The following is a 26219-nucleotide window of genomic DNA, read 5'->3' as shown; positions in this document are numbered from 1 at the left end:
TGACTGCTCCCGTACCCAAGGTCCCGCCGGCTCACGTCGCCGTGGGCCGGGACCTTGTACCCGACTTGCTGGCCGAAGGCGGCCACGTCCTGTCGCGGACAGGGGTCCTAGGCATCACGACCGAACAATCAGCGACAGGCAGCTCTGGGCTGCCACCCGATTCCACGGAGGACACCCGATGATCACGTCTCGCAGCTCGCGAGCCCCTCGCCCCCGCCGGCTCCTGCCGGCCCTCGCCGCCGCCGCGGTGATGACCAGCGGCCTGGCCCTGGCCACCGCGCCCGCCCACGCCGAGCCCACGGCCACGCCGTGGCAGCTCGGCTTCGACAACCCCGTCGCGACCACCCTGTCCGCCGACGGCGCCTTCGTCTACGCCCTCGGCACCGTCTACGGCCAGGACGACAGCGAGACCTACGTCCTCGACACGGTCGACACGAGCAACGGGAACGTCACCGAGAAGACCCTGGCGCTTCCGACGGAGCGGACCACCGTCGACCAGGTCGAGACCCAGGTCGACACCACCATCGTCGGCCCCGACGGCACGGTCTACGCCGGCGGCTACCGCGAGCAGCAGGACGAGTTCGGCAACGCCGAGTCCGTCGACGGGATGCTCTGGACGATCCCCAGCGACAGCAGCGACCCGACCGCGACCGCCCTGGACGGCTTCTCGGAGGCCCAGACGCTGGCCCTCAACGGCAGCACGCTCGTCGTCGGTGGCGCCGACGACTACATGCCCGTGGTGCAGACGGGCCCGGTCGCGGACTGGGGCACTGACTTGTCCACGAGCCCGGTCATCCCGCTGCTGACCGAGGACGAGGCCGCCACCCACGACAACGAGGACTACGACGACGACGTGACCGGTGACGTCGGCCTCCTCGCGGTGAGCGACATGGACGGCACCCCGGTGCTCTCCGTCGCCGGTCGCGTGTACTCAGGCGACGGCACGACGACGAACGTGTTGTGGCACGTCGCCTCGCAGAGCGTCACCCGGGCCTCGCTCGCCCACGAACCGGTTTCCATGACCGCTGACGACGCCGGCGCGGTCTACGTCGGCGAGGCCGTGTACGACCAGGACAACGAGCTGCCTGCGACCAACCTCGAGGTCTTCCCCGCCAACGGCGGGGAAGCTGCTTCCGGCGCCCTCGGCGGCGAGTACCCGGACCACCTGCAGATGTCGCCCGACGGAGCCAAGGTCATCGGCGTGGGCTACAGCGGGACCTTCGCCTTCGACCCGGCGAAGCCGCAGGACGAGCTGCTCTACACCTACTCCGACCGGGGCACGATCAGTGACGTCGTCTTCTCGGACACGAAGGCGTACGCCGTCAGCTACGGCTACGACAGCGCGGAGGAGGCGACCTACGCGGTCGAGCCCATCGCCCTGCCGTGGGTCGCGCAGCCCGTCGTGACCGACCCGACGCCGACCCCGCCGGCGCCGCCGGTCACCCAGCCGACGCCGCCCGCTCCCGTCGTCCACCTGACCCCGGCGCAGCAGAAGGTCGCCAACGCCCAGGTGAAGGTCACCAGGACGTTGTCCGCGATCGCCCGGGCGAAGGCCGAGGCCCGCGCGGCCAAGGCAGCGCACGACAAGGCTGCCGCCAAGAAGCTGGCCAAGAAGGTCGCCAAGCTCAAGAAGCAGCTCAAGAAGCAGAAAGCGGTGCTCGTCAAGGCCAAGAAGGCCGCGAAGAAGGCGACGCACAAGAAGCACAAGCACTAGCCCAGAACCGCAGGAAGGGTCCGGCTCCCATGGGGTGCCGGGCCCTTCGTGCGTGCTCGGGGTCGGTCCGGCGCTACCGCCTGCGGCTGGCGCCCCACGCCACTCCGAGCGCCAGCTGGGACGCGACCCCGTAGTAATCCATCGCGTCGGAGATCCGACGGCGGCCGGTGCGATCGGAGATCCCCAGGGCGTGCGCCGACGCCTCGAGCGTCGAGCCGGTCGACATCAGGCGGAGGAGCGGGTCCCACGAGGCGGTGTCGGTGAGGGGGTCGACGCCCCGGTGCCAGAGCTGCTCGAAGACCCAGCCCGCGACGCCCGCCATCGCGGCGTTCCGCACCGCCATCACAGACGTGGGCCAGCGCTCGCCCCACACCAGCGGCAGCGCGACCACCTCGCCGTCCGCCACCCAGAACCAGGACGGCAGGTCGGCGCGCATCCGCACCTGGAGCCCGGCCGCGAGCTCCTGGGCCAGTCGCTCGGCGAGGCCGGCGCTGCCGATGTCCGTGACGCTCGCGAGCACCCGCGCCCGGTTGCCCGGTTGGTTGATCACCTGGTGCCAGACCCGCTGCATCTCCAGGTCGGGGACCGCGAGCGGCGACGCGTCGGGCAGCATCACGTCCGTCCGGCGCAGCGGTGTGCGCTTGATCAGGTGGTGCCACAGGTCGGTCACCGCGCTCTCCCCGTGGAAGAGCTCCACCTCCAGGGCGCTGCCCGACCAGCTGCTCGACTCGGCCAGGCCCGGGCCGTGGTCGGCGGTGCGCGCCAGCCGGTCCGCGAGGACGGAGAGCTGGTCCACGAGCTCGGTCGCCTGACGGCGTACATCGGCGGCGACGGCCTGCACCGGAGGCGCCCACACGAGATCGTCCCCGGCGAGCGAGACATAGCCCGCCTCGGCGAGGGCCCGCAGGCCCTCCTGCACCTCCGACTCGGGGCGCAGCGCGAGAGCCGCCAGATCGGCCGCCGTCCGTGCCTGCGCGCGAAGGCCGATGGCCAGGAGCTCGAAGTCCTCGTCCGACGTCACGGGCCCCATGGTGACAGCCCGGTCCAGAAGGCCGGGATCACTCCCACTCGATGGTGCCCGGCGGCTTGCTCGTGATGTCGACGGTGACGCGGTTGACCTCGCGCACCTCGTTGGTGATGCGGGTGGAGATCCGCTCGAGGACGTCGTAGGGCAGCCGTGCCCAGTCCGCGGTCATCGCGTCCTCGGAGGTCACCGGCCGCAGGACCACGGGGTGGCCGTAGGTGCGGCCGTCGCCCTGCACGCCGACGGAGCGTACGTCGGCCAGCAGGACGACCGGGAACTGCCAGATGTCGCGGTCCAGACCCGCACGGGTGAGCTCGGCGCGGGCGATCGCGTCAGCCTCGCGCAGGATGTCGAGCCGCTCCCTGGTGACCTCGCCGATGATCCGGATGCCGAGGCCGGGACCCGGGAACGGGTGGCGCCAGACGATCTCGGGCGGCAGGCCGAGCTGCTCGCCGACCAGCCGCACCTCGTCCTTGAAGAGGGTGCGCAGCGGCTCGACCAGCTCGAACTCGAGGTCCTCCGGCAGGCCGCCGACGTTGTGGTGGGACTTGATGTTCGACGTGCCCGCTCCCCCGCCGGACTCGACGACGTCGGGGTAGAGCGTGCCCTGGACGAGGAACTTCACCGTCGAGCCCTCCGGGGCCGACTTGATGATGTCGGCCTCGGCGGCCTCGAAGGTGCGGATGAACTCGCGGCCGATGATCTTGCGCTTGGTCTCGGGGTCGGTCACCCCGGCGAGCGCGTCGAGGAACTGCTTCTCCGCGTCGACCACGACCAGACGGGTGCCCGTGGCGGCCACGAAGTCGCGCTCGATCTGCTCGGTCTCGTCCTTGCGCATGAGCCCGTGGTCGACGTACACGCAGGTGAGGCGGTCACCGATGGCCTTCTGCACGATCGCGGCAGCGACCGCGGAGTCGACGCCGCCGGAGAGGCCGCAGATCGCCCGGCCGTCCTCGCCGATCTGCTCGCGGATCCGCTCGATCTGCTCGTCGGCGATGTTGCCGATCGTCCAGGTCTGGCGGCAGCCGGCGATGTCCCAGAGGAAGTGCTCCAGGACGCGCTGCCCGTGCTCGGAGTGGAGCACCTCGGGGTGCCACTGGACGCCGGCCATGCCCGCGCCGACGTTCTCGAAGGCCGCGACGGGGGTGGTGTCCGTGGACGCGAGGACCTCGAAGCCCTCGGGTGCGGCGGTGACCGAGTCGCCGTGGGACATCCAGACGTTGTGCTGGGTCGGGACGCCGCCGAGCAGGGTGCCGGCGTGACCGACCGTGACGGGGGTGCGGCCGTACTCCCGGGCACCGGTCGCGGCAACCGTGCCACCAAGGCCCTGGGCCATCAGCTGGAAGCCGTAGCACATGCCGAAGACGGGCGTTCCGGCCTGGAAGATGCCGTTGTCGATCGCCGGCGCTCCGGGCTCGTAGACCGACGAAGGGCCGCCCGACAAGATGATCGCCTTGGGCTGCCTGGCGAGCATCTCGGCGACGGGCATCGAGTGCGGCACGATCTCGGAGTAGACCCGCGCCTCGCGTACGCGCCGGGCGATCAGCTGGGCGTACTGCGCCCCGAAGTCGACGACGAGGACGAGGTCATGCTCGGGCGTGTCCGTCATGCCCGCGAGTCTATCGGCGCCGGCGCGGGTCACCGTGATCGTCACAGGCGTGAAACGGTCGGTCCGGCGATACCGGCATCGGAGCCGGCTGCGGCCGGCTCCGTGAGACTCGCGATCAGGAGGAGGGGCATGCCCGTCTGGATCCAGGCAGGACTGTGGGGGCTGTTGGCGGGCGGTGCGCTCGTCCTCGGCGCCGCCGTGGCGTGGTGGGCGCACGTCCCCCGCAAGGTCGTGGCCTCCATCATGGCCTTCGGTGCCGGCGTGCTGATCTCCGCGCTCTCGTTCGACCTGGTCGACGAGGCCGAGCGGACGGGCGGGCTCCTCCCGACAGTGATCGGCTTCCTCGCCGGCGCGGTCGTCTACCTCGCGGCCAACCTCGTGCTCGCGAAGCACGGCGCCCGCCACCGGAAGCGCTCGGGCGACGAGCAGCCGTCGGAGACCGAGCAGGGCGGTAGCGGGGCGGCCATCGCCATCGGAGCCCTGCTCGACGGCATCCCCGAGTCGGTGGTGCTCGGGCTCTCCCTGCTGGGCGGTGGGGGCGTCGGCGTACCCGTGCTGGCCGCGATCTTCATCTCGAACCTGCCCGAGGGCCTCTCCAGCTCCGCCGGCATGAAGGGCAACGGCCGTGGCCCGGGCTACGTCTTCGGCGTGTGGATCGGTATCGCCGTCGCCAGCGGCACCGCCGGACTGCTCGGCTGCCTGCTCCTGGACGGCGCCTCGGACGGGACCATCGCGGTCATCACCGCCATCGCGGCCGGCGCGATCCTCACCATGATCGCCGACACGATGATCCCCGAGGCCTTCGAGCGGACGCACATGTACGCCGGCCTGCTGGCCACGCTCGGTTTCCTCACGTCCTTCGCCATCTCACGGGCGGGCTGATCAGCATCGCCGGTGGAGGCGGATGCGGCCGGGGCGTAGCCGTTCGACGCTGTGGTCGGGGTGGTCGGCGTAGGTGTGGTGGGGCCGGCAGCCGGGATCAGCGTGCCCTTCGGGATCCGGTCGACCAGCTCGGCCGACGCTCGTCCCCGCAGCTCCTCGCCACTGAGCCTGAGACCGGTGTCGGGGTCGATCCTCTGGTCTCGCCGCACTCGTCGCCTTCGCTCGTTCCTCGCGAAGCCGACGACTGCTGAGAGTGCACCAGGGCCCGGCCGGGGAGGGAGGGTGGCCGGGCCCTGGTCGTCCGCACTGAGCGCGGGCGGAAGACCCGGAAATCTAAGGGAGGGAGCAAGTCCCGGGTCCGACCTTCCAACGAGACCCGTCGGGCCCGGTTACGCCGGTCCTCAAGAAATCTCGGAATCTTTTCCGCGCCGCGTCGGGCGGCCTCCCGAGACACCGACGATCGGCAGTCGCAGCGCCCCGGGAGCAGCCTCCGGGACGGCGGGGCGCAGCGGCTGGACCGGCGCCACGGGCACGTACGCCGACCCGAGCCGCGGCCGCGGGTCGGACTGCCCCTTGTTCGGCCAGAAGGCCATCGCCCGCTCGGCCTGCGCGGTGATCGTCAGCGACGGGTTCACGCCGAGGTTGGCGGAGATCGCCGACCCGTCGACGACGTGCAGGCCGTCGTACCCGTAGAGACGCTGATAGGGGTCGATCACGCCGCTCTCGGGCGAGTCGCCGATCGCGCAGCCGCCGATGAAGTGCGCCGTCATCGGGACGTCGAAGGGCTCTCCGACGGTGCCGCCGGCGTATCCCTCCCCCGACTCGTTGGACATCACCGCGGCCATCCGGCGCGCGCCCTCGTTGGCCGCCGGGATCCACGACGGGTTCGGCTGGCCGTGCCCCTGCTTGGAGGAGAGCCGCCAGCCCAACGGCGTCTTCTTGGGGAAGGTCGTGATCGAGTTGTCGAGCGCCTGCATGACCAGGAGCACGACCATCCGCTCCGACCAGTGCTTGAAGTCGTAGAGCTTGGTGATGTTGGCCCGCTGCGTCCACAGCTCCTTGAGCCACCGCTTCTTGCGGCCGGGCCCGCCGTCGGTGAGGACTGTCTGGAGCAGCGACATGGCGTTGGAGCCCTTGCCGTAGCGGACCGGCTCGAAGTGCGTCGTCGGGTCCGGGTGGATCGACGAGGTGATCGCGACGCCCTCGGTGTAGTCGACGCTCAGGTCGGGTGCGATGGCACCCAGGATCGCCTCGGAGTTGGTGCGGGTGCGCTCGCCGAGCCGTTCGGAGATGGCCGACAGGTCGCCGGTGCTCCGGAGCTTGTGGAGCAGCTTCTGGGTGCCGATCGCGGCGGCGCTGAAGACGACCTGGTCGGCGGTGAAGACCTTGGTCGCCCTCCCGCTCCGGGAGAGCCGGCTGAGCTTGGCCTTGGTCCAGCGCGCGTGCACCTCGTAGCCGCCGCCCCTGCGCGGGATCACCCGAGTCACCGTGGTGAGCGGGTGGACCTCGGCGCCGTTCTGCTCGGCGAGGTAGAGGTAGTTCTTGACCAGCGTGTTCTTGGCGTTGTGCCGGCAGCCGACCATGCACTCCCCACACTGCAGGCAGGTGTTGCGGCTCGGGCCGACACCACCGAAGTAGGGGTCGGCCACGGGGGTGCCGGGCGCGACGCCCTCCTGACCGAAGAACACGCCGACCGGCGCCTGGTGGTAGGTGTCGCCGACGCCCATCTCCTCGGCGACCTGCTGCATCACCTTGTCGGCCGGGGTGACGAACGGGTTCTCGACCACGCCGAGCATCCGCTTGGCCTGGTCGTAGTAGGGCGCGAGCTCCGCCTTCCAGTCGGTGATGTGCGACCAGGACGGGTCGGCGTAGAACGGGTCGAGCGGCTCATAGAGGGTGTTGGCGTAGACGAGCGAGCCGCCGCCGACGCCGGCCCCGGCGAGGATGAGGCAGTCGCGGACCATGTCGATGCGCTGGATGCCGTAGCAGCCGAGCGCGGGGTTGAAGAGGAAGCGCTTCAGGTCCCACGAGGTGTCGGCGAAGTCGCTGTCGTCCATCCGCGCGCCCGCCTCGAGGACGCCGACCCGGTATCCCTTCTCGGTCAGGCGCAGCGCGCTGACGGAGCCACCGAAGCCCGAGCCGATGACGAGGACGTCGTAGTGCATCAGCGGGGCCCCCGCTCGATTGTTCGCGGGGGAGCGAAGCGGAGGAGCGAAGAATCGAGTGGGGTGTTCATGCGCGGCCCAGCTTCTTGAGCAGGCGCAGGCCGAGCGTCATCGTCTTGGCATAGGCGCGGTCCGACATGCCGAACGACGGCGCGATCGGGACGACCCGCTGGGTCGCGACCGACTGGGTCTCGGTGTAACGCAGGAGGCCCTCGCGGCCCTGCCGCCGGCCCATGCCGGAGGAGCGCATGCCGCCCATCGGCGCGGCCAGGCTCGCGAACGTCGCGCTGAACGCCTCGTTGACGTTGACCGTGCCGGCCTTGACCTGCCGCGCGACCGCCCGGGCGCGCGCGCCGTCACGGCTGTAGATCGAGGCGTTGAGGCCGTAGTCGCCCTCGTTGGCACGCGCGATCGCCTCCGCCTCGTCGCCGAAGCGGTAGAGGCTGACGACCGGCCCGAACGTCTCGTTGCCGAAGCAGGTCATGTCGGAGGTCACGCCCTCGAGCACCGTGGGCTCGAAGAAGTACGGCGCCAGGTCGGGCCTGGCCCTGCCGCCGGTCAGCAGCCGAGCGCCCTTGGCGACCGCGTCGTCGACGTGCTTCTGGGCCGTCTCGACCTGGGCGGCGCTGACGAGCGTGCCCATGTCGATGTCCCACGACAGGCCCGCGCCGAGCGACATCGCCTGCACCCGCGAGACGAAGCGCTCGACGAACCGGTCGTAGATCGCGTCGGCGACGTACATCCGCTCGATCGAGACGCAGAGCTGGCCGCCGTTGGAGAAGGCTGCCCGCACGGCGCCCTCGGCGGCCTTCTCGATGTCGGCGTCGGCCAGCACCAGCATCGGGTTCTTGCCGCCCAGCTCCAGCGAGCAGCCGATCAGTCGTTCGGCGCAGCCCTTCGCGACGAGCTTGCCGGTCGCGGTCGAGCCGGTGAAGCAGATGTAGTCGGCGCATCCGATGATGCTCGTGCCGACCCGCGATCCGGGCCCGGCGACGACCTGCCAGAGGTCCTTCGGGAAGCCGGCCTCCTCGAGCAGCTGCGCGGCGAACAGCCCGCTCAGCATCGTCTGCGCGTCGGGCTTGGCGACGACGGCGTTGCCCGCCGCGAGCGCGGCGAGGCCGTCGCAGAGCGCCATCGTGAAGGGGTAGTTCCACGGCGAGATCACGCCGACGACGCCCTTCGGGACGTGGTTGACGTCGACCCGGGTCAGGCCGGGCAGCACGCCGGGCTTGCGCTCGCTCGCGAGGTGGTCGGCGAGCGTGCGGCCGTAGTAGCGGGCGGTGAGCGCGATGTGGAGCGGCTCGTCGAAGGCGTGCTTCCGCGCCTTGCCGGACTCGAGCACGATGAGGTCGATGATCTCGTCCTGCCGGTCGAGGACGAGGTCGTGCAACCGCAGCAGCAGCCGCTGCCGGTGCCCGTACGTCGTGGTCGCCCACTCCGCCTGCGCGCGACGGGCCCGCGCGAACGCCTCGACGACGTCCGCCTCGCTCGACTGCGGGATGTGCGCCAGCGGCGCGCCGTCGATCGGCGAGCGGACCTCGTGGGCCTCCCCCGAGGTGGCGACCAGGCGGCCGGTCAGCGCGGCGACGTCCCCGGGCTCCAGGACGTACGACGCACCTGCGTCGTGCTCCGGATCGAGCGGACCGTCGACGAGCGGGTGGTTCTCGGAGTTGGGGGCGCTCATGTGACCTGAGCGTATGAGACGGGCGTCTCAGTTGCTACCCGTTGGTAGGAAATATCTGTCACATCGTGTCGCGCTCATCCGGCCGGGCGGGGTCAGAGGAGGTCGGTGACCTGGATGCGGGCCTCGTCGGCCTCCTGGTCGGTCACCATCAGCTGCGACTGGCGCTCCGCCTCGACGCGGCGACGGTAGTGGTCGACCTCCTCGGACACGGTCTCGTCGGTCCAGCCCAGCTCGCCGGCCATCAGCCGGGCGACGACGGGAGCGGACGAGACGCCGCGGTCGAAGGTCTCGATCGAGATCCGGGTCCGCCGGGTGAGCAGGTCGTCGAGGTGACGGGCGCCCTCGTGCGTGACCCCATAGACGACCTCGGCGGCCAGGTAGTCCTCGGCACCCGCCAGCGGCACGCCGAGGTCGGGGCGGGCGGTGACCAGGTCGAGGATGTCGTCGACCAGGCCGCCGTACCGGCCGAGCAGGTGGTCGATGCGCGCCACGTGCAGCCCCGAGCGCCGGGCCAGGAGGACCCGCTGGTTGGACCGGGTCTCGAAGCCGTCGGCACCCAGCAGGCGCACCTTGTCGGTGATCGACTCGCGCAGGCTGAGGTTCGACGTGGTGCGCAGCGAGTGACCGGCGGCGTCCACGGCGTCCTTGGCCATCACCCGGTAGGTCGTCAGCTTCCCGCCCGCGATCATGACCAGCCCCAGCACCGGGGTGACCACCGTGTGCTCGCGGCTGATCTTCGACGTCGGCTCGGACTCCCCCTTGAGCAGCGGCCGCAGGCCGGCGTACACGCCCTCGACGTCGTCGTGGTCCAGCGGCTCCCGCAGGATCGCGTTGACGTGGGCGAGGATGTAGTCGATGTCGGTCCGCGACGCGGCTGGGTGCGCCTTGTCGAGGTTCCAGTCGGTGTCGGTGGTCCCGATGATCCAGTGCCGGCCCCAGGGGATCACGAAGAGGACCGACTTCTCGGTGCGCACGATGAACCCGGAGTCGCTGCGGATCCGGTCGCGGGGTACGACGAGGTGGACGCCCTTCGACGCCTGCACGTGCAGCGCGCCGCGACCGCCGACCATCTCCTGGATCTCGTCGGTCCACACCCCGGCCGCGTTGACCACCACCCGGGCACGGATCTCGAGGTCCCGGCCCTGCTCGAGATCGCGGGCCGTGACGCCCACGACCCGATCCCCCTCGCGCAGGAACCCGGTCACCCGCACCCGGGTCGCGACCTGCGCGCCGTGCCGCGCGGCGGTGCGGGCGATCGTCACCACGAGCCGTGCGTCATCGACCTGGCAGTCGTAGTACTTGATCGCCCCGGTCACCGTCTCGGACCGGAAGTCCGGCGCGATCCGCGCGACGCCCTTGCGGGTCAGGTGCCGGTGTCGGGGCAGCCCCATCCCGCCACCCTGCGCCAGACCGCCGACAGCCGCCATCCCGTCGTAGAGCGCGAGCCCCGCCCCGACGTACGGGCGCTCCCACCCCTTGTGGGTCAGCGGGTAGAGGAACGACACGGGCCGGACCAGGTGCGGCGCCAGCCGGGTCAGCAGCAGGCCGCGCTCGGTCAGCGCCTCACGCACCAGCGCGAAGTCCATCATCTCCAGGTAGCGCAGCCCGCCGTGGATCAGCTTCGAGCTCCGCGAGGACGTGCCCGACGCCAGGTCGCGCTGCTCCAGCAGGCCCGTCGACAGGCCGCGGGTCACCGCGTCCAACGCCACGCCGGCCCCGACCACACCGCCGCCCACGACCAGGACGTCCAGCTCGCCCTCAACACCGGCTCGGGTCATCGCCGTGATCGCAGCCTCACGGGCCGCAGGGCTGAGCGCTCCGGGCTGGGTCATGCCGCCAGTCTGTCAGGCACCGGGGCCGGCAGGTCCGCCTCGGCGGGCGCCGGCTCAGCCGGCCGGGCCGGTGATCCCGAGGCCCGGGGCGTCCGGCAGGACGATCCGGTCGCGGTCGTAGGACACGCCGCCGACGTACGGCGAGCCGGTCACCCACCAGCCGGCGTCGAGGTCGTGCACATGACCGGCGCCGGCCAGCCCGGTGGCCTGTGCGAGCGCCGCGGCGGCGCCGACGCCGAGGTGGCTCTCCATCATGCAGCCGATGACGACGCCGAGGTCGTGGTGCCTCGCGACCCGGATGAGCTCGAGGGCGGGCGTCAGGCCGCCGCACTTGGCCAGCTTGACGTTGACCAGGTCGGCCGCCCGGTGCCGGACCACCTCGACGAGGTCGTCGAGGTCGAAGACCGACTCGTCGGCCAGCAGGGGGACGCCGACCTCGCGGGCGTGGGTCCGGACGTGGGCGAGGCCGAGGAGGTCGCGGCGCGGCACCGGCTGCTCGACCAGCTCGACGCCGAGGTCGCGGATCTCGTCGAGGATGCGCACGGCCTGATGGGCGTCCCAGCCCTGGTTGGCGTCGAGCCGCAGCACGACGCCTGGCCCGACCGCCTCGCGCACGGACCGGACCCGCGCAGCGTCCCCGGCCGGGTCGGCGCCGACCTTGAGCTTGAGCGTGCCGAAGCCGTCGGCCACGCGGGCCCGCGCGGCCTCGGCCAGCACGTCGGCGGTGCCGGCCGACAGGGTCATGTCGGTCAGCACCTCGCCGCGGTCCGGCTCCGCGCCGGCGTACGCCGCGAGGTGGGCGGCGAGGGTGAGGCCGGCCTGTCGCGCCGCGAGGTCGTGGAGGGCGACGTCGGCGGCCGACCTGGCCGCCGCATTGCCGACGACCGCACGCTGGACCGCGCCGACGGCCGCGGTGAGCCCGGTGGCGCCCAGGAGCACGTCGCGCAACGGGCCCTCCAGGCACGCCTGCGACCCGGCGAGGGAGTCGCCGGTGACCCGCCACACCTGCGGCGCCTCGCCCCAACCGGTCACGCCGTCGGCGTCGGTCAGCCGCAGCACCAGCGTCTCGGCGTGCTCGGTGCGGCGCAGGGCGGTGACGAACGGCGTGTGCAGCGGCACGCGGACGACCTCGGTCTCGAGCGAGACGACGGGCGCTACCACGCGGACTGCCACAGGAACCGCGCCAGCTCGCTGATGCGCCACTCCGCCTCGTCGTCGTCGAGCCCACTGGTGAGGATGGCGAGGACGAAGCCGGGCCGGTCGTCGGGCCGGACCAGCGCGATGTCGTGGCGGACGCCGTCGACCCAGCCGGTCTTGTTGGCGACCGCCGTCCCCTCGGGCAGGCCGAGCGGGATGCCGTCGCGGTGCCGCTGACGGGTCAGGACCTGCTCGACCTCCTGGCAGGCGGCTGCGGAGGCGAGGGTGCGCTCCGCGATGCCCGCGAGCAGGCGGCCGGCGTCGTGGGCGGTCATCAGGTTGGTCAGGCCGGCCTCCTCGGCCGGCGCGTCCTCGATGGCCCGGCCGACCTCCGTCATCGGCGAGCACCCCGCGTCGGCGAGCACGGCGGCCACCTCTGCCGGGCCGACCTGCTCGAGGACGAGGTTGGCCGCGAGGTTGCCGGAGCGGGCCAGCGAGCGGGCGACGAGCTCTCGCAGCGGCACCGTGTCGGCCGCCCAGGTCTCCGGGTCCTGGTCGTAGGCCTCATGCATCTCGAACCGCTCGCCCTCGACCGCCGAGGCGAAGTCCGGGTGGACCGGCACGACGGCGTCCAGGTCCAGCTCGCCGCGATCGTGCATGCGGTAGGCCGCCAGCGCGATCGGCAGCTTCACCAGGCTCGCGGCGTAGTGCTGGTGGTTGACGTTCTGCGCCTGCCGCACAGTGCCGTCGAGGTCGGCGAGCCACACCGAGACCAGCGGCCCCACGCCCAGATCGATCACGCGGTCACCCTAGTCAGGAGGCCGTGGCGCCGAGCGCCACGGCCTCCTGTCCGCACCGGGGTCGGCGTGCGGCTACTTCGGGATGCCGTTGCTCGGCGGGGTGGCCGGCTCGCCGTCGTACTTCTCGATGTCGGCGTCGCCGATGTCGGTGGTCAGCACATCGGTGAGCGGCTGGGTGGCACCACCGGCGAGCTTCACGACCTGGAAGCCGGAGGTGCCGAGGTGGCTGTCGTCGGAGTAGCGGAACGGACCGTAGGTCGGCCCCTTGAAGTCGCCGCCGTCCGAGGCGAGCGCGTCGACCAGGCCCTCGCGGGTGAGGTCCTGACCGGCCGCCTGCAGCGCCTGCACGAACGTGTAGGCCTCCGACATGCCGTAGACCAGGTAGTTGGTCAGCGGACCGCCCTCGCCGTTGGCGTCCCAGACCTTCTGGTAGAGCGTGACCCACGGGTTGTCGGGCTGGTCCACGCCCGGCAGGTACGCCGTCGACATCACGCCGTCGAGGAGACTGGCGCCGTTGCTGACCGCGCCCTTGGAGAAGTTGGCGAGCAGTGCCCCGACGAGGGTCGGGTCGGAGCCGACGTTGCTGTAGAACCACTGCGGCTTGTAGCCGACCTTGAGCGAGACGAGCTGGGTCAGCGCCGTGTACGACGGCACGTTGAAGCCCACCACCAGGTCGGCGCCCGACGCCTTGAGCGCGGCGACCTGCGGCGTGACGTCGGTGCCGCCCGGGGTGTACTTCTGCACCTCGACGATCTGCTTGTCGACGTACTTGCGCAGCCCCGCCTCGCCGCTGGCCCCGAAGTCGTCGTCCTGCAGGAAGAGGCCGATCTTGGCGTCGGGCATGTTGTCGGCGATGTACTGCCCGATCACCTTGCCCTCGGACTCGTAGTCGGTCTGCCAGCCGAAGGTCCAGGGGTACTTGTCGGGGTCGTCGCCCCAGGCGACCGAGCCGCTGGAGACGAAGATGTCGGGCACCTTGTTGTCGTTGAGGAAGTCGACGACCGCCTCGTGGGTGGGAGTGCCCAGCGAGCCGAGCATCGCGAAGACTTTGTCCTTGAGCACCAGCTCGTTGGTGACCGCGCTCGTCTGGGTGGGGTTGTAGCCGTCGTCCTTGACGGTCCACTGGATCTTGCGGCCGTGCACCCCGCCCTGGGCGTTGACGTAGTCGAAGTAGGCCTTGATGCCCTTCGGGATCTCGCTGTAGCCGGGCGCCGCGACGCCCGTCAGCGGGAACGTGCCGCCGACCTTGATCGACGTGTCGGTGACGCCGGTGGTGTCCCCCGCCTTCTTGTCGCTGTCGCGCTTGTCGGGGTCGCGGCCGCAGGCGGACGTCGCGAGCGCGGCGACCAGCAGGACGGCGCCGAGCCTCCTGTATCTCCTCATCGTTGTCTCCTTCTCGTCATCTGCCCGGTGCGGGCGTGGGTGCGACTGGGGTGCGTCTGGGGGTACGGCGCGGACGGCTCATGCGATGCCTCGTCGGCGCCACCAGACCCGGCGGAGACTGCCCACGATCCCGGCGGGGGCGAGCAGGACGACCGCGATCATGATCAGCCCGTAGGCGACGGGGGCGAGCTCGGCGGCGCGGACGTCGGAGAGACCGGCCGAGGTGCCCCAGCTGGTGACTGCCTGGGGCAGGAACGTGAGGAGGGCCGAGCCGATGAGCGCGCCGCTGAGCGTGCCCAGGCCGCCGAGCACGATGGCGCTCAGGAGGGTGACCGACAGGTCGACGGAGAAGCCGCTGGGCGAGGTCACCCGCACCGCCATCGCCATCAGCGAGCCGGCCAGGCCGGCGGCGGCCGTGCTGACCACGAAGGCGAGCACCCGCGCCCGGCCCAGCCGGACCCCGGCGATCTCAGCGGCGACGTCGTCGTTGCTCAGTGCCCGCCAGGTGCGTCCGACCCGGCTGCGCATCAGGTTGGCGAGCAGGACGTAGGTGACCACCAGCGCCGTCCAGCCCAGGTAGGCGACGTAGCTGGTCGGGTCGACGTCGGCCCCCGTGATCATCCAGACGGTGTCGTCGAACCACGTCGGCACGTCGGGGACCCGGACGTGCAGCCCCTGCTCCTGGCCGAGCCCGTCGAGGTAACGGGCCAGGGAGGGGACGGCGACGGCCAGGGCGAGGGTCGCCCCCGCGACGTAGGGGCCATGCAGCCGGGCGGCGGCGATGCCGACGACCGCGCCGACGGCCACGGTGACCACCACGGCGGCGACCATGACGCCGACCAGCGGGAAGGGCGGGTCACCGTCCTCCAGCAGCACGGCGGTGGTGTAGGCGCCGACGGCCAGGAAGGCCCCGTGGCCGAGGGAGAGCTGACCGCTGAAGCCGGTCAGCACGGTCAGCCCGCCCGCGGCGATGGCGAGGTAGGCCATGGTCGCGAGCTGGGCGTCGCGGAACGGGCTGAGCGAGCCGAGCACGAAGAGCATCACGGTCAGCCCGACCAGGCCGAGGACGACGTGGCGCAGCAGCGGAACCCGCCACAGGGCGGCCGACCGCACGGCGAGAGTGGACACTCAGACCCTCCGCTCGGCGACGTGGGAGAAGAGACCGCCGGGCCTGACCAGCAGGACGCCGACCAGGACGATGAGCGCGGTCACCGGGACGAGGTCGCCGGCGACGTACCCGCTGACGAAGCTGAGGACCAGGCCGAGGATCAGGCCGCCGACGACCGACCCGACCGGGCTGTCCAGCCCTCCGAGCACCGCGGCGACGAAGCCGTAGACGACGACCGAGTCCATGTATTGGGGGAAGACCAGGTTGCCGCCGGCGATGAGGAGACCGGCGAGCGAGCCGACCACGGCGGCGAGCGCCCAGCCGAGCGTGAGCATCGCGCCGACCCGGACGCCGAGGAGCCGGGCGACCTCGGGGCTGAACGCGGCGGCCCGCATCCGCAGGCCGACGTCGGTGGAGCGGAAGAGCAGCACGAGGAGCACCAGCACGATGCCCACCGCGACGATCGTGAAGACGCCGAAGGGCGTGATCGCCACGTTGTGGCCGCCGACGTGCAGCCCCTTCAGGCCGAAGGGCGCGGGGAACGAGCGGTAGTCGGAGCCGAAGACGAGCGCGGCCAGCCCGTGCAGCGCCACGAAGAGCCCGAGCGTCAAGATGACGATGTTGAGGTCGCCGGCCCCCTCGACGTGGCGGACGAGGAGCCGCTCGACGAGGGCACCGAGCACGAAGCCGGCCGCCAGCGCGACGGCGAAGCCGAGCCAGTAGGAGCCGGTCGCCTCGATGACCTCCAGGCCGACGTACGTCGTCACCATCGCCATCGGCGCCTGCGCGAAGTTCACCACGCGGGTCGAGCGCCAGATCAGGCAGAGCGCCAGCGCGAAGGACGCGTAGACGGCGCCGAGCGTGAGGCCCCCCAGCAGCGTGGTCATGAACTGTTGCACGGTGCCCTCCTCAGAATCCCAGGTAGGCGTGGCGGAGCTTCTCGTCCGCCGCCAGGCGCTCGGCGGGCTCGGTCGCGACGACCCGGCCGAGGCCGAGCACGACGCCGCGGTCAGCGATGGACAGGGCGCTGGTGGCGTTCTGCTCGACCAGCAGCACGGTGAGGCCGTCGCGCTCGACGAGGGTGCGCAGCAGCGCGAAGATCTGCGCCACCACCCGGGGCGCCAGCCCGAGCGACGGCTCGTCGAGGAGCAGCACCCGGGGCCGGGCCATCAGCGCACGGCCGATGACCAGCATCTGCCGCTCGCCGCCGGACAGCACGTGCGCCAGCGCGTTGCTGCGGTCGCCGAGCACGGGGAAGAGCTCGTAGACCCGCTCGAGACGCTCCGGCTCGCTCCCCTGCCTCCGGTGGAGGCCGCCGAGGCGGAGGTTCTCCGCGACGGTGAGCTCCGCGATCACGCCGCGCCCCTCGGGGACGTGTGCGATGCCGAGGCCGGTCATCCGCTCGGCCGGGAGCCGGGTGATGTCGGTGCCCTCGAGGCTGACCGCGCCGCGCTGCGCCCGGACCAGCCCGGACACCGTGCGCAGCAGAGTGGTCTTGCCCGCGCCGTTGGCGCCGAGGACGGCGGTGACCTGACCGGCCGGCGCCTCCAGGCTGACGCCGTCGAGCGCCGTGACGGCGCCGTAGGTGGTGGTGAGGTCGTGGACGGCGAGCATCAGCTCACCTCGCCGTCGGCGACGGGCGTGCCGAGGTAGGCGGCGGTGACCGCCGGGTCGTCCTGAACCTGCGCCGGCGTCCCGCTGGCGATGACCCGGCCGAAGTCGAGCACAGTGACGTGATCGCACACGCTCATCACCAGGTCCATGTGGTGCTCGACGAGCAGCGTCGCGGTGGTGGCGGTGAGGTCGCGCACGACGCCGCCGAGCTCCTCCATCTCGTGGGGCGACAGGCCGCTGGCCGGCTCGTCGAGCAGCAGCAGCCGCGGCTCGCTGACGAGGGCACGGGCCAGCGCGACCTTCTTGCGCACGCCGTAGGGCAGGCCGCCGGGCATCCGCTCGGCGTAGTCCTCGACGCCTAGCCTGGCGAGCACCGCGCGGGACCGCTCCACGAGCCGGGCCTCGTCGCGGTGGCCGAGACCGAACAGGCCCGTCCAGAAGCCGGCCCGGGCGTGGTGGTCGGCACCGACCATGACGTTCTCGAGCACCGTCATCCGGTCGAAGAGGCCGAGGCCCTGCAGGGTGCGGGCCATGCCCAGCCCGGCCAGCTGGGACGGCCGGACCCGGCCGAGCGGGCGGCCCTCCCAGGCCAGCTCCCCCTCGTCCGGCACGGCGAACCCGCACAGCACGTTGAAGAGCGTCGTCTTGCCGGCGCCGTTGGGGCCGATGACGCCGAGGACCTCGTGGGGCGCCACCTCGAGGGACACCTGGGACAGCGCCTGCACGCCGCCGAAGCGGACGGAGACGCCGCGGGCTGCGAACAACGGCTCTGCGGCTTTGGTCGAGACCGGCTGCGCCATCGCACCTCGTCCCTCTGCTCGGGGGGTGGCTGTCCACCACTCCGGGCTCACCTTGGTCGCTCCGCACAGTGGCCGACATGGGCGCAGCGCCCAAACCTGTTGGGGCGCAGCGCCCGAACTGCACGGGGAACACGCCGGGACGCCTTGGCAGGGCTGTGCGCCGCGTGCAAGTGTCGGGGCATGCGTGTGACGGGTGACACACGGGCGACGGCGCCGGAGAAGGCCGCCCTACCGAGCGACGTCGGCCGCGCCTGGGCGTCGCTGCTGAGCAGCGGCGACGCGATCGCCGACGAGATCACCCTCACCCTCCTCGACCACGACAAGGACTGGTACGACCACGCCGACCCGGAGATCCGCGCCGACCTGAGGAGGAGCACCCGCGACCACATCCGGCTCGGGCTGCGGGCAATGGCCGGGGACGAGGACTTCGACACGCTGCTCGCCCTCTGGCGCGAGACGGGGCGTCGGCGAGCGCGCCAGGGCGTGCCGTTGGAGCTGGTGCTCAACGCCTACACGATCGGCACCCGCGTGCTCTGGGAGGCGCTGGTACGGCGCCAGACCGACCCGGTCCTCCAGGTCGACGACCACGTCCTGCTGGTGGCCGGCCGGAAGGTCTGGTCCAACCTCGACGTGCAGAACTCGGTGATGTCGGCGGCCTACCGCAAGGAGAGCGCGCTGCTGCAGCGTCGCGACCTCCACCGGCAGGGCCGGCTGCTCGACGGACTGGTCGAGGGCCGGGGCAGCGACCCCGCCTTCGCCGCGGAGGTGCAGGAGGTGCTCGGCGTCGCGCCCGACGACGCCGTCGCCTGCGTGGTCGCGGCCTTCGACGGTGACCGGGACAGCCCCCTGCGCAATCCCGACGACCGGCTCGACGGAGCCGGCCTGGCGTCGTACTGGCAAGTGCGGGGCGACCTGCACTTCGGGCTGGTCCAGCTGGGCTCCGCGGCCGTCGTGGACGTCGTCCAGCTGTTGCGCCCGTGCACGTCCGGGCGGGTCGGCGTGGCGGCCTCACCGGAGGGGCTGACCGGGTTCTGCACCGCCTTCCAGCTCGCCGCTCACACGGTCGACACCATCCCTCGCGGCACCGCCGAGGTCGCGGACGGGGAGGAGCGGCTCCCGAAGGTGCTGCTCGCGGCCAGCCCCGCGATCACGGCGCTCCTGGTCCGTCGCTCGATCGGGCCGGTCCTGGCCCAGCCGGCACACCAGGCCGAGGTCCTCATGACGACGCTGCGGGCGCTGCTCGCCCATCATGGCTCGCCGACCCACGCCGCCCAGGACCTCTACTGCCACCGCAACACCGTGATCTACCGGATGCGGCAGCTGCAGGCGCTCACCGGCCGCGACCTCGCCGACCCCGAGGACAGGCTGCTGCTGATGCTGGCCCTCCTGGCGGTCGACCCGATCACACCGTGAGGCCGACCAGCTCTCCCAGCCGCGCGCGGTGGTGGCCGGGCAGGCCCAGCGCCAGCTGATCCGCCTTCGCCCGCTTGAGGTAGAGGTGGGCGGGGTGCTCCCACGTCATGCCGATGCCCCCGTGAAGCTGCACCGCCTCCTCCGCGGCCAGCACGGCGACGTCCGAGCACCAGGCCGCGGCCGTGTGAGCGGCGATCCGAGCCTCCTCGCCGTGCGGGTCGGCAGCGAGCGCGGCCGCCGCGAACCGGGCCGTCGCGCTCGCGCCCTCGACCGCCGTGTAGAGGTCGGCGAGCCGGTGCTTGAGCGCCTGGAAGCCGCCCACTACCCGGCCGAACTGGCGGCGCTCCTGAAGGTGGCCGACGGTCGCCTGCAGGCACCACTGCGCGATCCCGACCTGCTCGGAGGCGAGCAGGGTGGTCCCCGCCAGCAGCCCCGCGCGTACGCCGGCCGCAGCATCGCCCTCGACGGCGACCGTGCCGGCCGTCGGGTCGACGGTGACGTCGGCGAGCTCGCGGCTCATGTCGAGCGAGACCACCGGCTCGATCCGGGCGTCGCCCGCCGGGACCGCGTGGAGCTCGATCCCGTCGCCGGCCGCGACCGGGACCAGCAGGGTGTCGGCGTCAAGGGCTCCGGCCACGCTGCGCACGTGCACCTGCCCGTGTCCCTGCACGACCGGGACGTCGGCGTCGAAGGCGGTCGTCAGCGGGACCACCAGGGCGACCGTCCGCCCGCCCTCGGCGAGGTCCGCCAGCAGGGAGCGGCCGGCGTCGGTCGAGGCGTGCGCGAGCGTTGTCGCGGCGATCACCGAGCTGGTCAGGAACGGCACCGGGGCGACAGACCGGCCGAGCTCCTCCAGGACGACGGCGGCGTCGCGGGGGGTCGCGCCGGCGCCGGCGTACGACTCGGGGACGAGGAGGCCGGCGAGGCCGAGCTCGGTGGCCAGCCCGCGCCAGAGCGGCGCGACGACGGACCGGTCGCCATCGTAGACCGCGGCGACCGCGGTCGAGGGACAGCGGGCGGCCAGGTAGCCGGCGACGGTCGCGCGCAGGTCCCGGTCGTCGTCGGTGTCGAGCAGCACCAGCTCGTCGGGGCTCGGGTCGGGGTTGGGGCCGGTGGTGGGGGCGGTCATCGTGGCACCTCGTTCCAGGGGACGTCCTTGTCGACGCGCGGCTCGGCCGGCAGGCCCAGCACGCGCTCGGCGACGATGTTGCGCAGGATCTCCGAGGTTCCGCCCTCGATGGAGTTCCCCTTGGCGCGCAGGTAGCGGTAGACCGCGTCGCGGCCGGTGAAGTCGACCTCGTCGGGCCGGCGCATGGTCCAGCCGGGCTCGCTCTCGTAGCGCAGCCCCTCGGCCCCGCGGATCTCCAGGTCGAGGCCGCTGAGCTGCTGGTTGAGCCGGGCGAAGGTGAGCTTCATCGTCGCGCCGGCCGGGCCGGGCTGGCCGGAGGCGAGTTGCTGGCGCAGCCGCTGGCCGGTGTGCCGCGCGACCTCCCCCTCGACGTAGAGGCGCATCAGCCGGTCGTGCAGCTCGGGGGTGTGCTGGTCGTGGTGCTCGCGCCAGGACCGCGCCACGGTGCCGAGCATGCCGCCCTCGCGGGGAAGCGCGCTTCCGCCGATCGCGACCCGCTCGTTGTTGAGGGTGCCGTTGGCGACCCGCCAGCCGTCGCCGACCGCGCCGACCCGCATCGGGTCGGGGATGCGGACGTCGGTCAGGAAGACCTCGTTGAACTCCGCCTCGCCCGTGATCTGGCGCAGCGGGCGTACGTCGACGCCCGGGTCGTGCATGTCGGCGAGGAAGTAGGTGATCCCGCGGTGCTTGGGTACGTCAGGGTCGGTGCGCGCGACCAGGATGGCGAAGTCGGCGTTGTGAGCGCCTGACGTCCACACCTTCTGCCCGTTGACGACCCACTCCTCGCCGTCGGGGACGGCCCGGGTGGCGAGGCCGGCGAGGTCGGAGCCCGCGCCGGGCTCGGAGAAGAGCTGGCACCAGATCTCCTCGCCGCACCACAGCGGCTCGAGGAACCGCTCGCGCTGCTCCTCGCTGCCGTAGGTCAGGATCGTCGGGGCGACCATGCCGAGCCCGATGCCGTTGGTGCGGGAGTTGTTGTCCGGCGCTCCGGCGGTCGTGAAGAGCGACTCGACCAGCGGGTGCAGGCCGCGGGAGAGGCCGAGGCCGCCGTGGCCCTCCGGGAAGTGCACCCAGGCCAGCCCGGCGGCGTAGCGGGCGTGGAGGAACTCGCGCCGGTCGGTGGTGGCCGGCGGGTGCTCGGCGAGGAAGGCCTCGACCCGCTCCCGCAGCTCGGCAGGCGTCATCGGGTCACCTCCCGGGTGGACTGGCGGGCGAGCTCGGCCTTCGCCAGCGCGTTCTTGTGCACCTCGTCAGGGCCGTCGGCGAACCGCAGGGTGCGGATGCCGGCGTAGGCCGCGGCGAGCGGGAAGTCCTGGGACAGCCCGCCGGCGCCGTGCACCTGGATCGCCTTGTCGAGGATCCACTGGACCGTCGTCGGCGTGGCGATCTTGATCGCCTGGATCTCGGTGTGCGCTCCGCGGTTGCCGACGGTGTCCATCAGCCAGGCGGTCTTGAGCACCAGCAGGCGCAGCTGCTCGATCCGGACGCGGGACTCAGCGATCCAGTCGCGTACGACGCCCTGGTCGGCGATCGGCCGGCCGAACGCGACCCGGGAGGACGCCCGGGCGCACATCAGCTCGATCGCCCGCTCGGCGACGCCGATCGAGCGCATGCAGTGGTGGATGCGGCCGGGCCCGAGCCGCGCCTGGGCGATCGCGAAGCCCGAGCCCTCATCGCCGATCAGGTTCTCGACCGGCACCCGCACGTCGGTGAAGGACAGCTCGGCGTGGCCGCCGTGGTCGTGGTCGTCGTACCCGAGGACGTGCATGGCGCGCTTGACCTCGAGACCGGGGGTGTCGCGCGGGACGAGCACCATCGACTGCTGGCGGTGCCGCTGCGCCGGATTCTCTGGGCGCGACGGGTCGGTCCTGCCCATCACGACGAAGATCCGGCAGTTCGGGTTCATCGCCCCGGTGATCCACCACTTGCGGCCGTTGAGGACGTAGTGGTCGCCGTCACGGACGATGCTGAGCTGGATGTTGGTCGCGTCGGAGGAGGCGACGTCGGGCTCGGTCATCGCGAAGGCCGAGCGGATCTCACCCTCGAGCAGCGGCGTCAGCCACTGCTCCTTCTGCGCGTCGGTGCCGAAGTCGTTGAGGACCTCCATGTTGCCGGTGTCCGGCGCGGCGGAGTTGAGCACGGCGGGCGCGAGCTGGATCGCCCGGCCCGTGATCTCGGCGAGCGGGGCGTAGGCCAGGTTGGTCAGCCCGGCGCCGCGCTCGCCCGGGAGCCAGACGTTCCACAGGCCGCGGCGACGCGCCTCGGCGCGGAGCTCGGCGAGCACGGGCGCGGAGTCCCAGGCGAAGCGGTCGTCGAGCGCCTCGACCTGCTCGTGGAAGGTCTGCTCGGCCGGGTGGATGTGGCTCTCCATGAGGTCGAGCAGGTCGGCACGCAGCTCCTCGGTGCGCGCGTCGAACGCGAAGTCCATCAGTTCTTCTCCTTGAGTGCGGCCAGGCCGGCGTCGAGCAGCGGGTGGATGGCGTCGCCGATGGTGTCGAACCCCTCCCCGACCGTCTGGCCCTGGAGGAAGCGGTAGTGGATGCCCTCGAGGATCGCGGCGAGCTTGTAGGCCGCCAGCCCGAGGTAGAAGCCGAAGTGGCCGAGGTCGCGGTGGCTCGCGGCGTCGTAGCGGGCCAGGATCTCCTGCTCGGCGAGGTAGCCGGGTGCGGTGCTGACGTCGCTGACCGTGTCGCCGCCGAAGGCGGCCAGGCGCTGGTAGAGCAGCATCAGGGCCAGGTCGGTGAGCGGGTCGCCGAGCGTGGCCATCTCCCAGTCGACGACCGCGTTGAGGCGGTCACGGTCGTCGGGGCCGGTCCCGACCAGCACGTTGTCGAGCCGGTAGTCGCCGTGCACGATCCCCGCCGCCCCCTCGGGCGGGATGCTCGCCGCGAGCCGTGCGTGCAGCTCGTCGGCGGCGGGGAGGTCGCGGTGGTACGACGCCTCCATCTGCTTGCGCCAGCGGCCGACCTGGCGGGCGAGGAAGCCCTCGGGGCGGCCGAAGTCGGCCAGCCCGACCGCTGCCGGGTCGACCTCGTGCAGGGCGACGAGGGTGTCGACGAGCCGCTCGGTGATCGCACGGGTGCGCTCAGCGCCGAGCCCGCGCAGCTCCGCGGCGCTGCGGTAGGGGGTCCCGTCGACCTTCTCCATGACGTAGAAGGGCGCGCCGACCACGTCGGTGTCCTCGCAGAGCGCGTAGGTGAGCGGCACCGGGACGACGGTCTCGCGCAGGGCCGTCATCACCCGGTGCTCGCGGGCCATGTCGTGAGCGGTCGCCAGCACGTGCCCGAGCGGCGGCCGGCGCACGATCCAGGAGCTCGATCCGTCGGAGACCTCGTAGGTGAGGTTGGACTTGCCGCCGCTGATGTGGCGGGCGGTGAGCCGGACCTCGGCGGTCGAGCCCGTCGAGACCCCGGGCACGTGGTCGGCGAACCACGCACCCAGCCGGGACAGGTCGAGTCCGGGGACGTCGCTCACTGGATGGCTCCTCGGCCGGTCGGGGTCGGGCGGAGTCCCGGCACGAGCGCGACGAGCTCCGCGCGGGTCGTGACCGGGTCGGTGTGCAGGATCGTGCGCAGCCCGACCGCACGGGCGCCGATGAGGTTCGGCTCGGCGTCGTCGACGAAGACGGCCTGCCCGGCCGCGACGCCGAGCCCGTCGAGAGCGAGACGGAAGATCTCCGGCTGGGGCTTGCGCAGGCCCACCTCGGCGGAGATGACGACGTGGTCGAACGCGGCCGCGATCCGCTCGCGCGGGTAGATGTCGCCCCAGCTGTTGGAGAGCAGCCCGGTGCGCACGCCGAGCGGGCGCAGGTCGGCGACGAGGTCGAACATCGCCGACTCGACGCGGATCTCCGCGAAGAGCCGGCCGAGGAGGCCCTCGGGGTCGACCGGCTCGCCGTCGTGACGGGCCAGCTCGGCGGCGAGCAGCACACCGAACTCGTCGGCGTCCAGCTCACCGGTCTCGAGCCGGTGGATCGGCGTACCGGCCGGCGCGTCGCGGGCGAGCCATGCCTTGAGGGTCCGACTGAACGACTGGGGGTCGATGCCGTCGGCGGCGATCCACGCCCGGATCGAGTCGCCCATCGGCGTCGTCATCACGCCGCCGTAGTCGAGGACGACCGCCTCCACCTGCGTCATGGCGTGATCACGACCCGGCCGACGGTGGTGCCGTCGGCGAGCCGTTGTACGCCGTCCGCCGCCTGCTCCAGCCCGAGCCGCTCGCTGACGAACGGCCGCACGAGCCCACGGTCGGCGAGGTCGGTGAGCTCGGTGTGGCACTGGGCGACTGCTGCCGGGTCGACCAGGTTGTAGAGGCCCCAGTGCAGCCCGACGATCGAGTAGTTCTTGATCAGCGCGTGGTTGAGCGCCGCGGACTGGATGTCGCCGCCGGCGAAGCCGATCACCAGGATGCGCCCCTCGAAGGCGACGCACTTCGTGGACCGCTGGTAGGTCTCGCCGCCGACGGGGTCGTAGACGACGTCGGCGCCGCGGCCGCCCGTGTGCTCCTTGACGACCGCCACCCAGTCACCGGCGGGGCCTTCCGTGTGCCGGTCCACCACGACGTCGGCGCCGAGGGCGCGGGCGACCTCGGCCTTCTCCGGGCCGCCCACCACGCCGATGACCGTCGCACCGGCCGCCTTGCCGAGCTGGACGGCCGCGCTGCCGACGCCGCCCGCGGCGGCGTGGACCAGCAGCGTCTCGCCGGCCTTCAGGGCCGCTCGGCGGTGCAGCCCGAACCAGCCGGTCTGGTAGCCGATGTAGAGAGAGGCCGCCTGGGCGTCGTCGAGCGACGCGGGCGCGGGGAAGGTCGTCGCGGCGTCCATCAGGGCGACCTCGGCGAAGCCGCCGTACGGCAGCACGGCGCCGCCGATGACGCGGTCGCCGACGGCGAACCCCGTGCCGTCGAGCTCGTCACCGAGCGCGATGACCTCGCCGCACAGCTCGACGCCCGGCGTGAACGGCAGGTCGGGCCGGACCTGGTAGAGCCCACGGCACATCAGCGCGTCGGGGAAGTTCGCGGGCGACGCCAGCACCTTCACGACCAGCTGGCGCGGGCCCGGCGTCGGCGCCTCGACGTCCTCGAGCCGCATCACCGCCCCCGGCTCGCCGAGCTCGGCCACGCGCCACGCCTTCATCTGCGGCCCGCTCATGAGTCGCCCTTCTGGTCGAGGTGCTGCTGCACCCGGTTCATCCCGCCCAGCCACCGGTCGGTGTCGGTGGCCCGGGCGGCGTAATAGTCCTGCACCTGCGGGTGCGGCAGCACCAGGAACCGGTCGCCGTCGAGCGCCGCCCACGCGGCCTCGGCGACCTCCTCGGGCGTCAGCACGGAGTCGTGGCTGAGCACCTCCTTGAGCGCCCCGGCGTCCTCGTACATGCGGGTCCGAACGCCTTGCGGGCAGATGGCCTGCACGACGACGCCGCGGTGACGATAGGTCGCCGACAGCCACTCGGCGAAGGCGACTGCACCGTGCTTGGAGACGGAGTACGTCGGGCTGCCGAGCATCGTCAGCAGGCCGGCCGCGGAGGCGGTGACGACGAAGCGCCCGGCTCCGCGCTCGGCCCAGTCGGGGACGAGCAGCCGGGCGGCCCGCACGTGGGCCATCACGTTGACGTCGAGCGCCGCCGACCAGTCCTCGTCGGGTGCGTCGAGCCCGTTGCCGCGGTCGATCCCGGCGTTGCCGAACCAGACGTCGATGTCGCCGAGTGCCGCCCTCGCACGCTCGACCAGCGCGGCGACGCCGACGGCCGAGGCCGCGTCGCCGGGTGCGGCGTACCCCTGGATCTCGGTGGCGACGGCCTCGGCCGCCTCGGCATCGAGGTCGTTGACCACGACCCTGGCGCCGCCCGCGGCCATCCGCCGGGCGAGCGCCCGGCCGATCCCGTGACCGGCGCCGGTGACCACGACGCCCTTGCCGGTGAGGTCCAT

At 72.3% G+C, this 26219-nt stretch carries 22 protein-coding genes; 3 read left to right on the top strand and 19 right to left on the bottom strand.

The genetic code is table 11. The annotated features are described in order from the left end of the window. Positions 1-178 precede the first annotated feature (178 nt). The gene (locus tag BM236_RS13880; protein ID WP_091124866.1) at positions 179-1714 is read left to right on the top strand and encodes a hypothetical protein; all 1536 of its coding nucleotides are present in this window, start codon (positions 179-181) and stop codon (positions 1712-1714) included. Between the two features lie 73 nt (positions 1715-1787). Here the strand turns inward: BM236_RS13880 and BM236_RS13875 are convergent, their stop codons facing one another. Together BM236_RS13875 and guaA are read right to left on the bottom strand one after the other, a co-directional pair. Beyond that, the gene (locus BM236_RS13875) at positions 1788-2735 is read right to left on the bottom strand and encodes a hypothetical protein (protein ID WP_091124865.1); all 948 of its coding nucleotides are present in this window, start codon (positions 2733-2735) and stop codon (positions 1788-1790) included. A gap of 37 nt (positions 2736-2772) precedes the next feature. Further along, a complete protein-coding gene (gene guaA / locus BM236_RS13870) occupies positions 2773-4347 on the bottom strand; it encodes a glutamine-hydrolyzing GMP synthase (protein WP_091124862.1) in 1575 nt (524 codons plus the stop codon). Between the two features lie 129 nt (positions 4348-4476). On the opposite strand from guaA, the gene BM236_RS13865 reads away from it, so the two are divergent. Beyond that, positions 4477-5229: a ZIP family metal transporter gene (locus tag BM236_RS13865; protein ID WP_091124860.1), complete on the top strand. Its 753-nt coding sequence runs from the start codon at positions 4477-4479 to the stop codon at positions 5227-5229. Between the two features lie 401 nt (positions 5230-5630). Here the strand turns inward: BM236_RS13865 and BM236_RS13860 are convergent, their stop codons facing one another. The 10 genes from BM236_RS13860 to BM236_RS13815 form a co-directional block, all read right to left on the bottom strand. Continuing rightward, positions 5631-7394 (bottom strand): GMC oxidoreductase, encoded by a 1764-nt coding sequence (locus tag BM236_RS13860; protein ID WP_091124858.1) that lies wholly within the window; start codon positions 7392-7394, stop codon positions 5631-5633. Positions 7395-7461: 67 nt separating this feature from the next. Then, on the bottom strand, positions 7462-9078 hold the full coding sequence (locus tag BM236_RS13855; protein WP_091124856.1) for a succinic semialdehyde dehydrogenase: 1617 nt from the start codon (positions 9076-9078) through the stop codon (positions 7462-7464). 92 nt (positions 9079-9170) lie between these two features. After that, entirely contained in the window at positions 9171-10910 is a 1740-nt protein-coding gene (locus BM236_RS13850; RefSeq protein WP_175507690.1) for a glycerol-3-phosphate dehydrogenase/oxidase, read from the bottom strand. 54 nt (positions 10911-10964) lie between these two features. After that, positions 10965-12071 carry a dipeptide epimerase gene (locus tag BM236_RS13845; RefSeq protein WP_091125033.1) on the bottom strand — a complete coding sequence of 369 codons (1107 nt, stop codon included), beginning with the start codon at positions 12069-12071 and terminating at the stop codon, positions 10965-10967. After that, a complete protein-coding gene (locus BM236_RS13840; RefSeq protein ID WP_091124854.1) occupies positions 12065-12847 on the bottom strand; it encodes a serine hydrolase in 783 nt (260 codons plus the stop codon). Before BM236_RS13840 ends, BM236_RS13845 begins: the two co-directional genes overlap by 7 nt. 72 nt (positions 12848-12919) lie before the next feature. Next, positions 12920-14230 (bottom strand): ABC transporter substrate-binding protein, encoded by a 1311-nt coding sequence (locus BM236_RS13835; RefSeq protein ID WP_091124851.1) that lies wholly within the window; start codon positions 14228-14230, stop codon positions 12920-12922. Positions 14231-14308: 78 nt separating this feature from the next. Beyond that, the gene (locus BM236_RS13830; protein ID WP_217645341.1) at positions 14309-15358 is read right to left on the bottom strand and encodes a branched-chain amino acid ABC transporter permease; all 1050 of its coding nucleotides are present in this window, start codon (positions 15356-15358) and stop codon (positions 14309-14311) included. Further along, on the bottom strand, positions 15359-16237 hold the full coding sequence (locus BM236_RS13825; protein WP_091124849.1) for a branched-chain amino acid ABC transporter permease: 879 nt from the start codon (positions 16235-16237) through the stop codon (positions 15359-15361). A 10-nt stretch (positions 16238-16247) separates the two neighbouring features. Continuing rightward, positions 16248-16952, bottom strand: a complete 705-nt coding sequence (locus BM236_RS13820; protein WP_091124847.1) for an ABC transporter ATP-binding protein — start codon at positions 16950-16952, stop codon at positions 16248-16250. After that, the gene (locus BM236_RS13815) at positions 16952-17752 is read right to left on the bottom strand and encodes an ABC transporter ATP-binding protein (RefSeq protein WP_091124844.1); all 801 of its coding nucleotides are present in this window, start codon (positions 17750-17752) and stop codon (positions 16952-16954) included. Before BM236_RS13815 ends, BM236_RS13820 begins: the two co-directional genes overlap by 1 nt. Before the next feature lie 180 nt (positions 17753-17932). On the opposite strand from BM236_RS13815, the gene BM236_RS13810 reads away from it, so the two are divergent. Further along, positions 17933-19165 carry a PucR family transcriptional regulator gene (locus tag BM236_RS13810; protein ID WP_091124843.1) on the top strand — a complete coding sequence of 411 codons (1233 nt, stop codon included), beginning with the start codon at positions 17933-17935 and terminating at the stop codon, positions 19163-19165. Here BM236_RS13810 and BM236_RS13805 read toward each other — a convergent pair. The 7 genes from BM236_RS13805 to BM236_RS13775 are packed head-to-tail and all read right to left on the bottom strand — an operon-like array spanning position 19155 to position 26219. Continuing rightward, complete coding sequence (locus BM236_RS13805) at positions 19155-20294, bottom strand: acyl-CoA dehydrogenase family protein (protein ID WP_091124842.1); 1140 nt, start codon at positions 20292-20294, stop codon at positions 19155-19157. The genes BM236_RS13810 and BM236_RS13805 overlap by 11 nt on opposite strands. Next, entirely contained in the window at positions 20291-21478 is a 1188-nt protein-coding gene (locus tag BM236_RS13800) for an acyl-CoA dehydrogenase family protein (protein ID WP_091124841.1), read from the bottom strand. The genes BM236_RS13805 and BM236_RS13800 overlap by 4 nt, the downstream gene beginning before the upstream one ends. Next, complete coding sequence (locus BM236_RS13795) at positions 21475-22722, bottom strand: acyl-CoA dehydrogenase family protein (RefSeq protein WP_091124840.1); 1248 nt, start codon at positions 22720-22722, stop codon at positions 21475-21477. Before BM236_RS13795 ends, BM236_RS13800 begins: the two co-directional genes overlap by 4 nt. After that, positions 22722-23768: a phosphotransferase family protein gene (locus tag BM236_RS13790; RefSeq protein WP_091124837.1), complete on the bottom strand. Its 1047-nt coding sequence runs from the start codon at positions 23766-23768 to the stop codon at positions 22722-22724. The genes BM236_RS13795 and BM236_RS13790 overlap by 1 nt, the downstream gene beginning before the upstream one ends. Then, positions 23765-24430, bottom strand: a complete 666-nt coding sequence (locus BM236_RS13785; protein WP_091124835.1) for an HAD family hydrolase — start codon at positions 24428-24430, stop codon at positions 23765-23767. Before BM236_RS13785 ends, BM236_RS13790 begins: the two co-directional genes overlap by 4 nt. Continuing rightward, positions 24427-25443: an NADPH:quinone oxidoreductase family protein gene (locus tag BM236_RS13780; RefSeq protein ID WP_217645340.1), complete on the bottom strand. Its 1017-nt coding sequence runs from the start codon at positions 25441-25443 to the stop codon at positions 24427-24429. The genes BM236_RS13785 and BM236_RS13780 overlap by 4 nt, the downstream gene beginning before the upstream one ends. After that, positions 25440-26219 carry an SDR family NAD(P)-dependent oxidoreductase gene (locus BM236_RS13775; protein WP_091124830.1) on the bottom strand — a complete coding sequence of 260 codons (780 nt, stop codon included), beginning with the start codon at positions 26217-26219 and terminating at the stop codon, positions 25440-25442. Before BM236_RS13775 ends, BM236_RS13780 begins: the two co-directional genes overlap by 4 nt.

The organism is Nocardioides terrae, from assembly GCF_900112345.1.
Lineage (GTDB): Bacteria > Actinomycetota > Actinomycetes > Propionibacteriales > Nocardioidaceae > Nocardioides > Nocardioides terrae.
This window is presented reverse-complemented; position numbering and strand designations above follow the sequence as displayed.

Coding starts and splice junctions, on each gene's coding strand:
- BM236_RS13880 (WP_091124866.1), top strand. CDS start 179: ATGATCACGTCTCGCAGCTCGCGAGCCCCTCGCCCCCGCCGGCTCCTG.
- guaA (WP_091124862.1), bottom strand. CDS start 4,347: ATGACGGACACGCCCGAGCATGACCTCGTCCTCGTCGTCGACTTCGGG.
- BM236_RS13865 (WP_091124860.1), top strand. CDS start 4,477: ATGCCCGTCTGGATCCAGGCAGGACTGTGGGGGCTGTTGGCGGGCGGT.
- BM236_RS13860 (WP_091124858.1), bottom strand. CDS start 7,394: ATGCACTACGACGTCCTCGTCATCGGCTCGGGCTTCGGTGGCTCCGTC.
- BM236_RS13855 (WP_091124856.1), bottom strand. CDS start 9,078: ATGAGCGCCCCCAACTCCGAGAACCACCCGCTCGTCGACGGTCCGCTC.
- BM236_RS13850 (WP_175507690.1), bottom strand. CDS start 10,910: ATGACCCAGCCCGGAGCGCTCAGCCCTGCGGCCCGTGAGGCTGCGATC.
- BM236_RS13835 (WP_091124851.1), bottom strand. CDS start 14,230: ATGAGGAGATACAGGAGGCTCGGCGCCGTCCTGCTGGTCGCCGCGCTC.
- BM236_RS13820 (WP_091124847.1), bottom strand. CDS start 16,952: ATGCTCGCCGTCCACGACCTCACCACCACCTACGGCGCCGTCACGGCG.
- BM236_RS13815 (WP_091124844.1), bottom strand. CDS start 17,752: ATGGCGCAGCCGGTCTCGACCAAAGCCGCAGAGCCGTTGTTCGCAGCC.
- BM236_RS13810 (WP_091124843.1), top strand. CDS start 17,933: ATGCGTGTGACGGGTGACACACGGGCGACGGCGCCGGAGAAGGCCGCC.
- BM236_RS13805 (WP_091124842.1), bottom strand. CDS start 20,294: ATGACCGCCCCCACCACCGGCCCCAACCCCGACCCGAGCCCCGACGAG.
- BM236_RS13800 (WP_091124841.1), bottom strand. CDS start 21,478: ATGACGCCTGCCGAGCTGCGGGAGCGGGTCGAGGCCTTCCTCGCCGAG.
- BM236_RS13795 (WP_091124840.1), bottom strand. CDS start 22,722: ATGGACTTCGCGTTCGACGCGCGCACCGAGGAGCTGCGTGCCGACCTG.
- BM236_RS13785 (WP_091124835.1), bottom strand. CDS start 24,430: ATGACGCAGGTGGAGGCGGTCGTCCTCGACTACGGCGGCGTGATGACG.
- BM236_RS13780 (WP_217645340.1), bottom strand. CDS start 25,443: ATGAGCGGGCCGCAGATGAAGGCGTGGCGCGTGGCCGAGCTCGGCGAG.
- BM236_RS13775 (WP_091124830.1), bottom strand. CDS start 26,219: ATGGACCTCACCGGCAAGGGCGTCGTGGTCACCGGCGCCGGTCACGGG.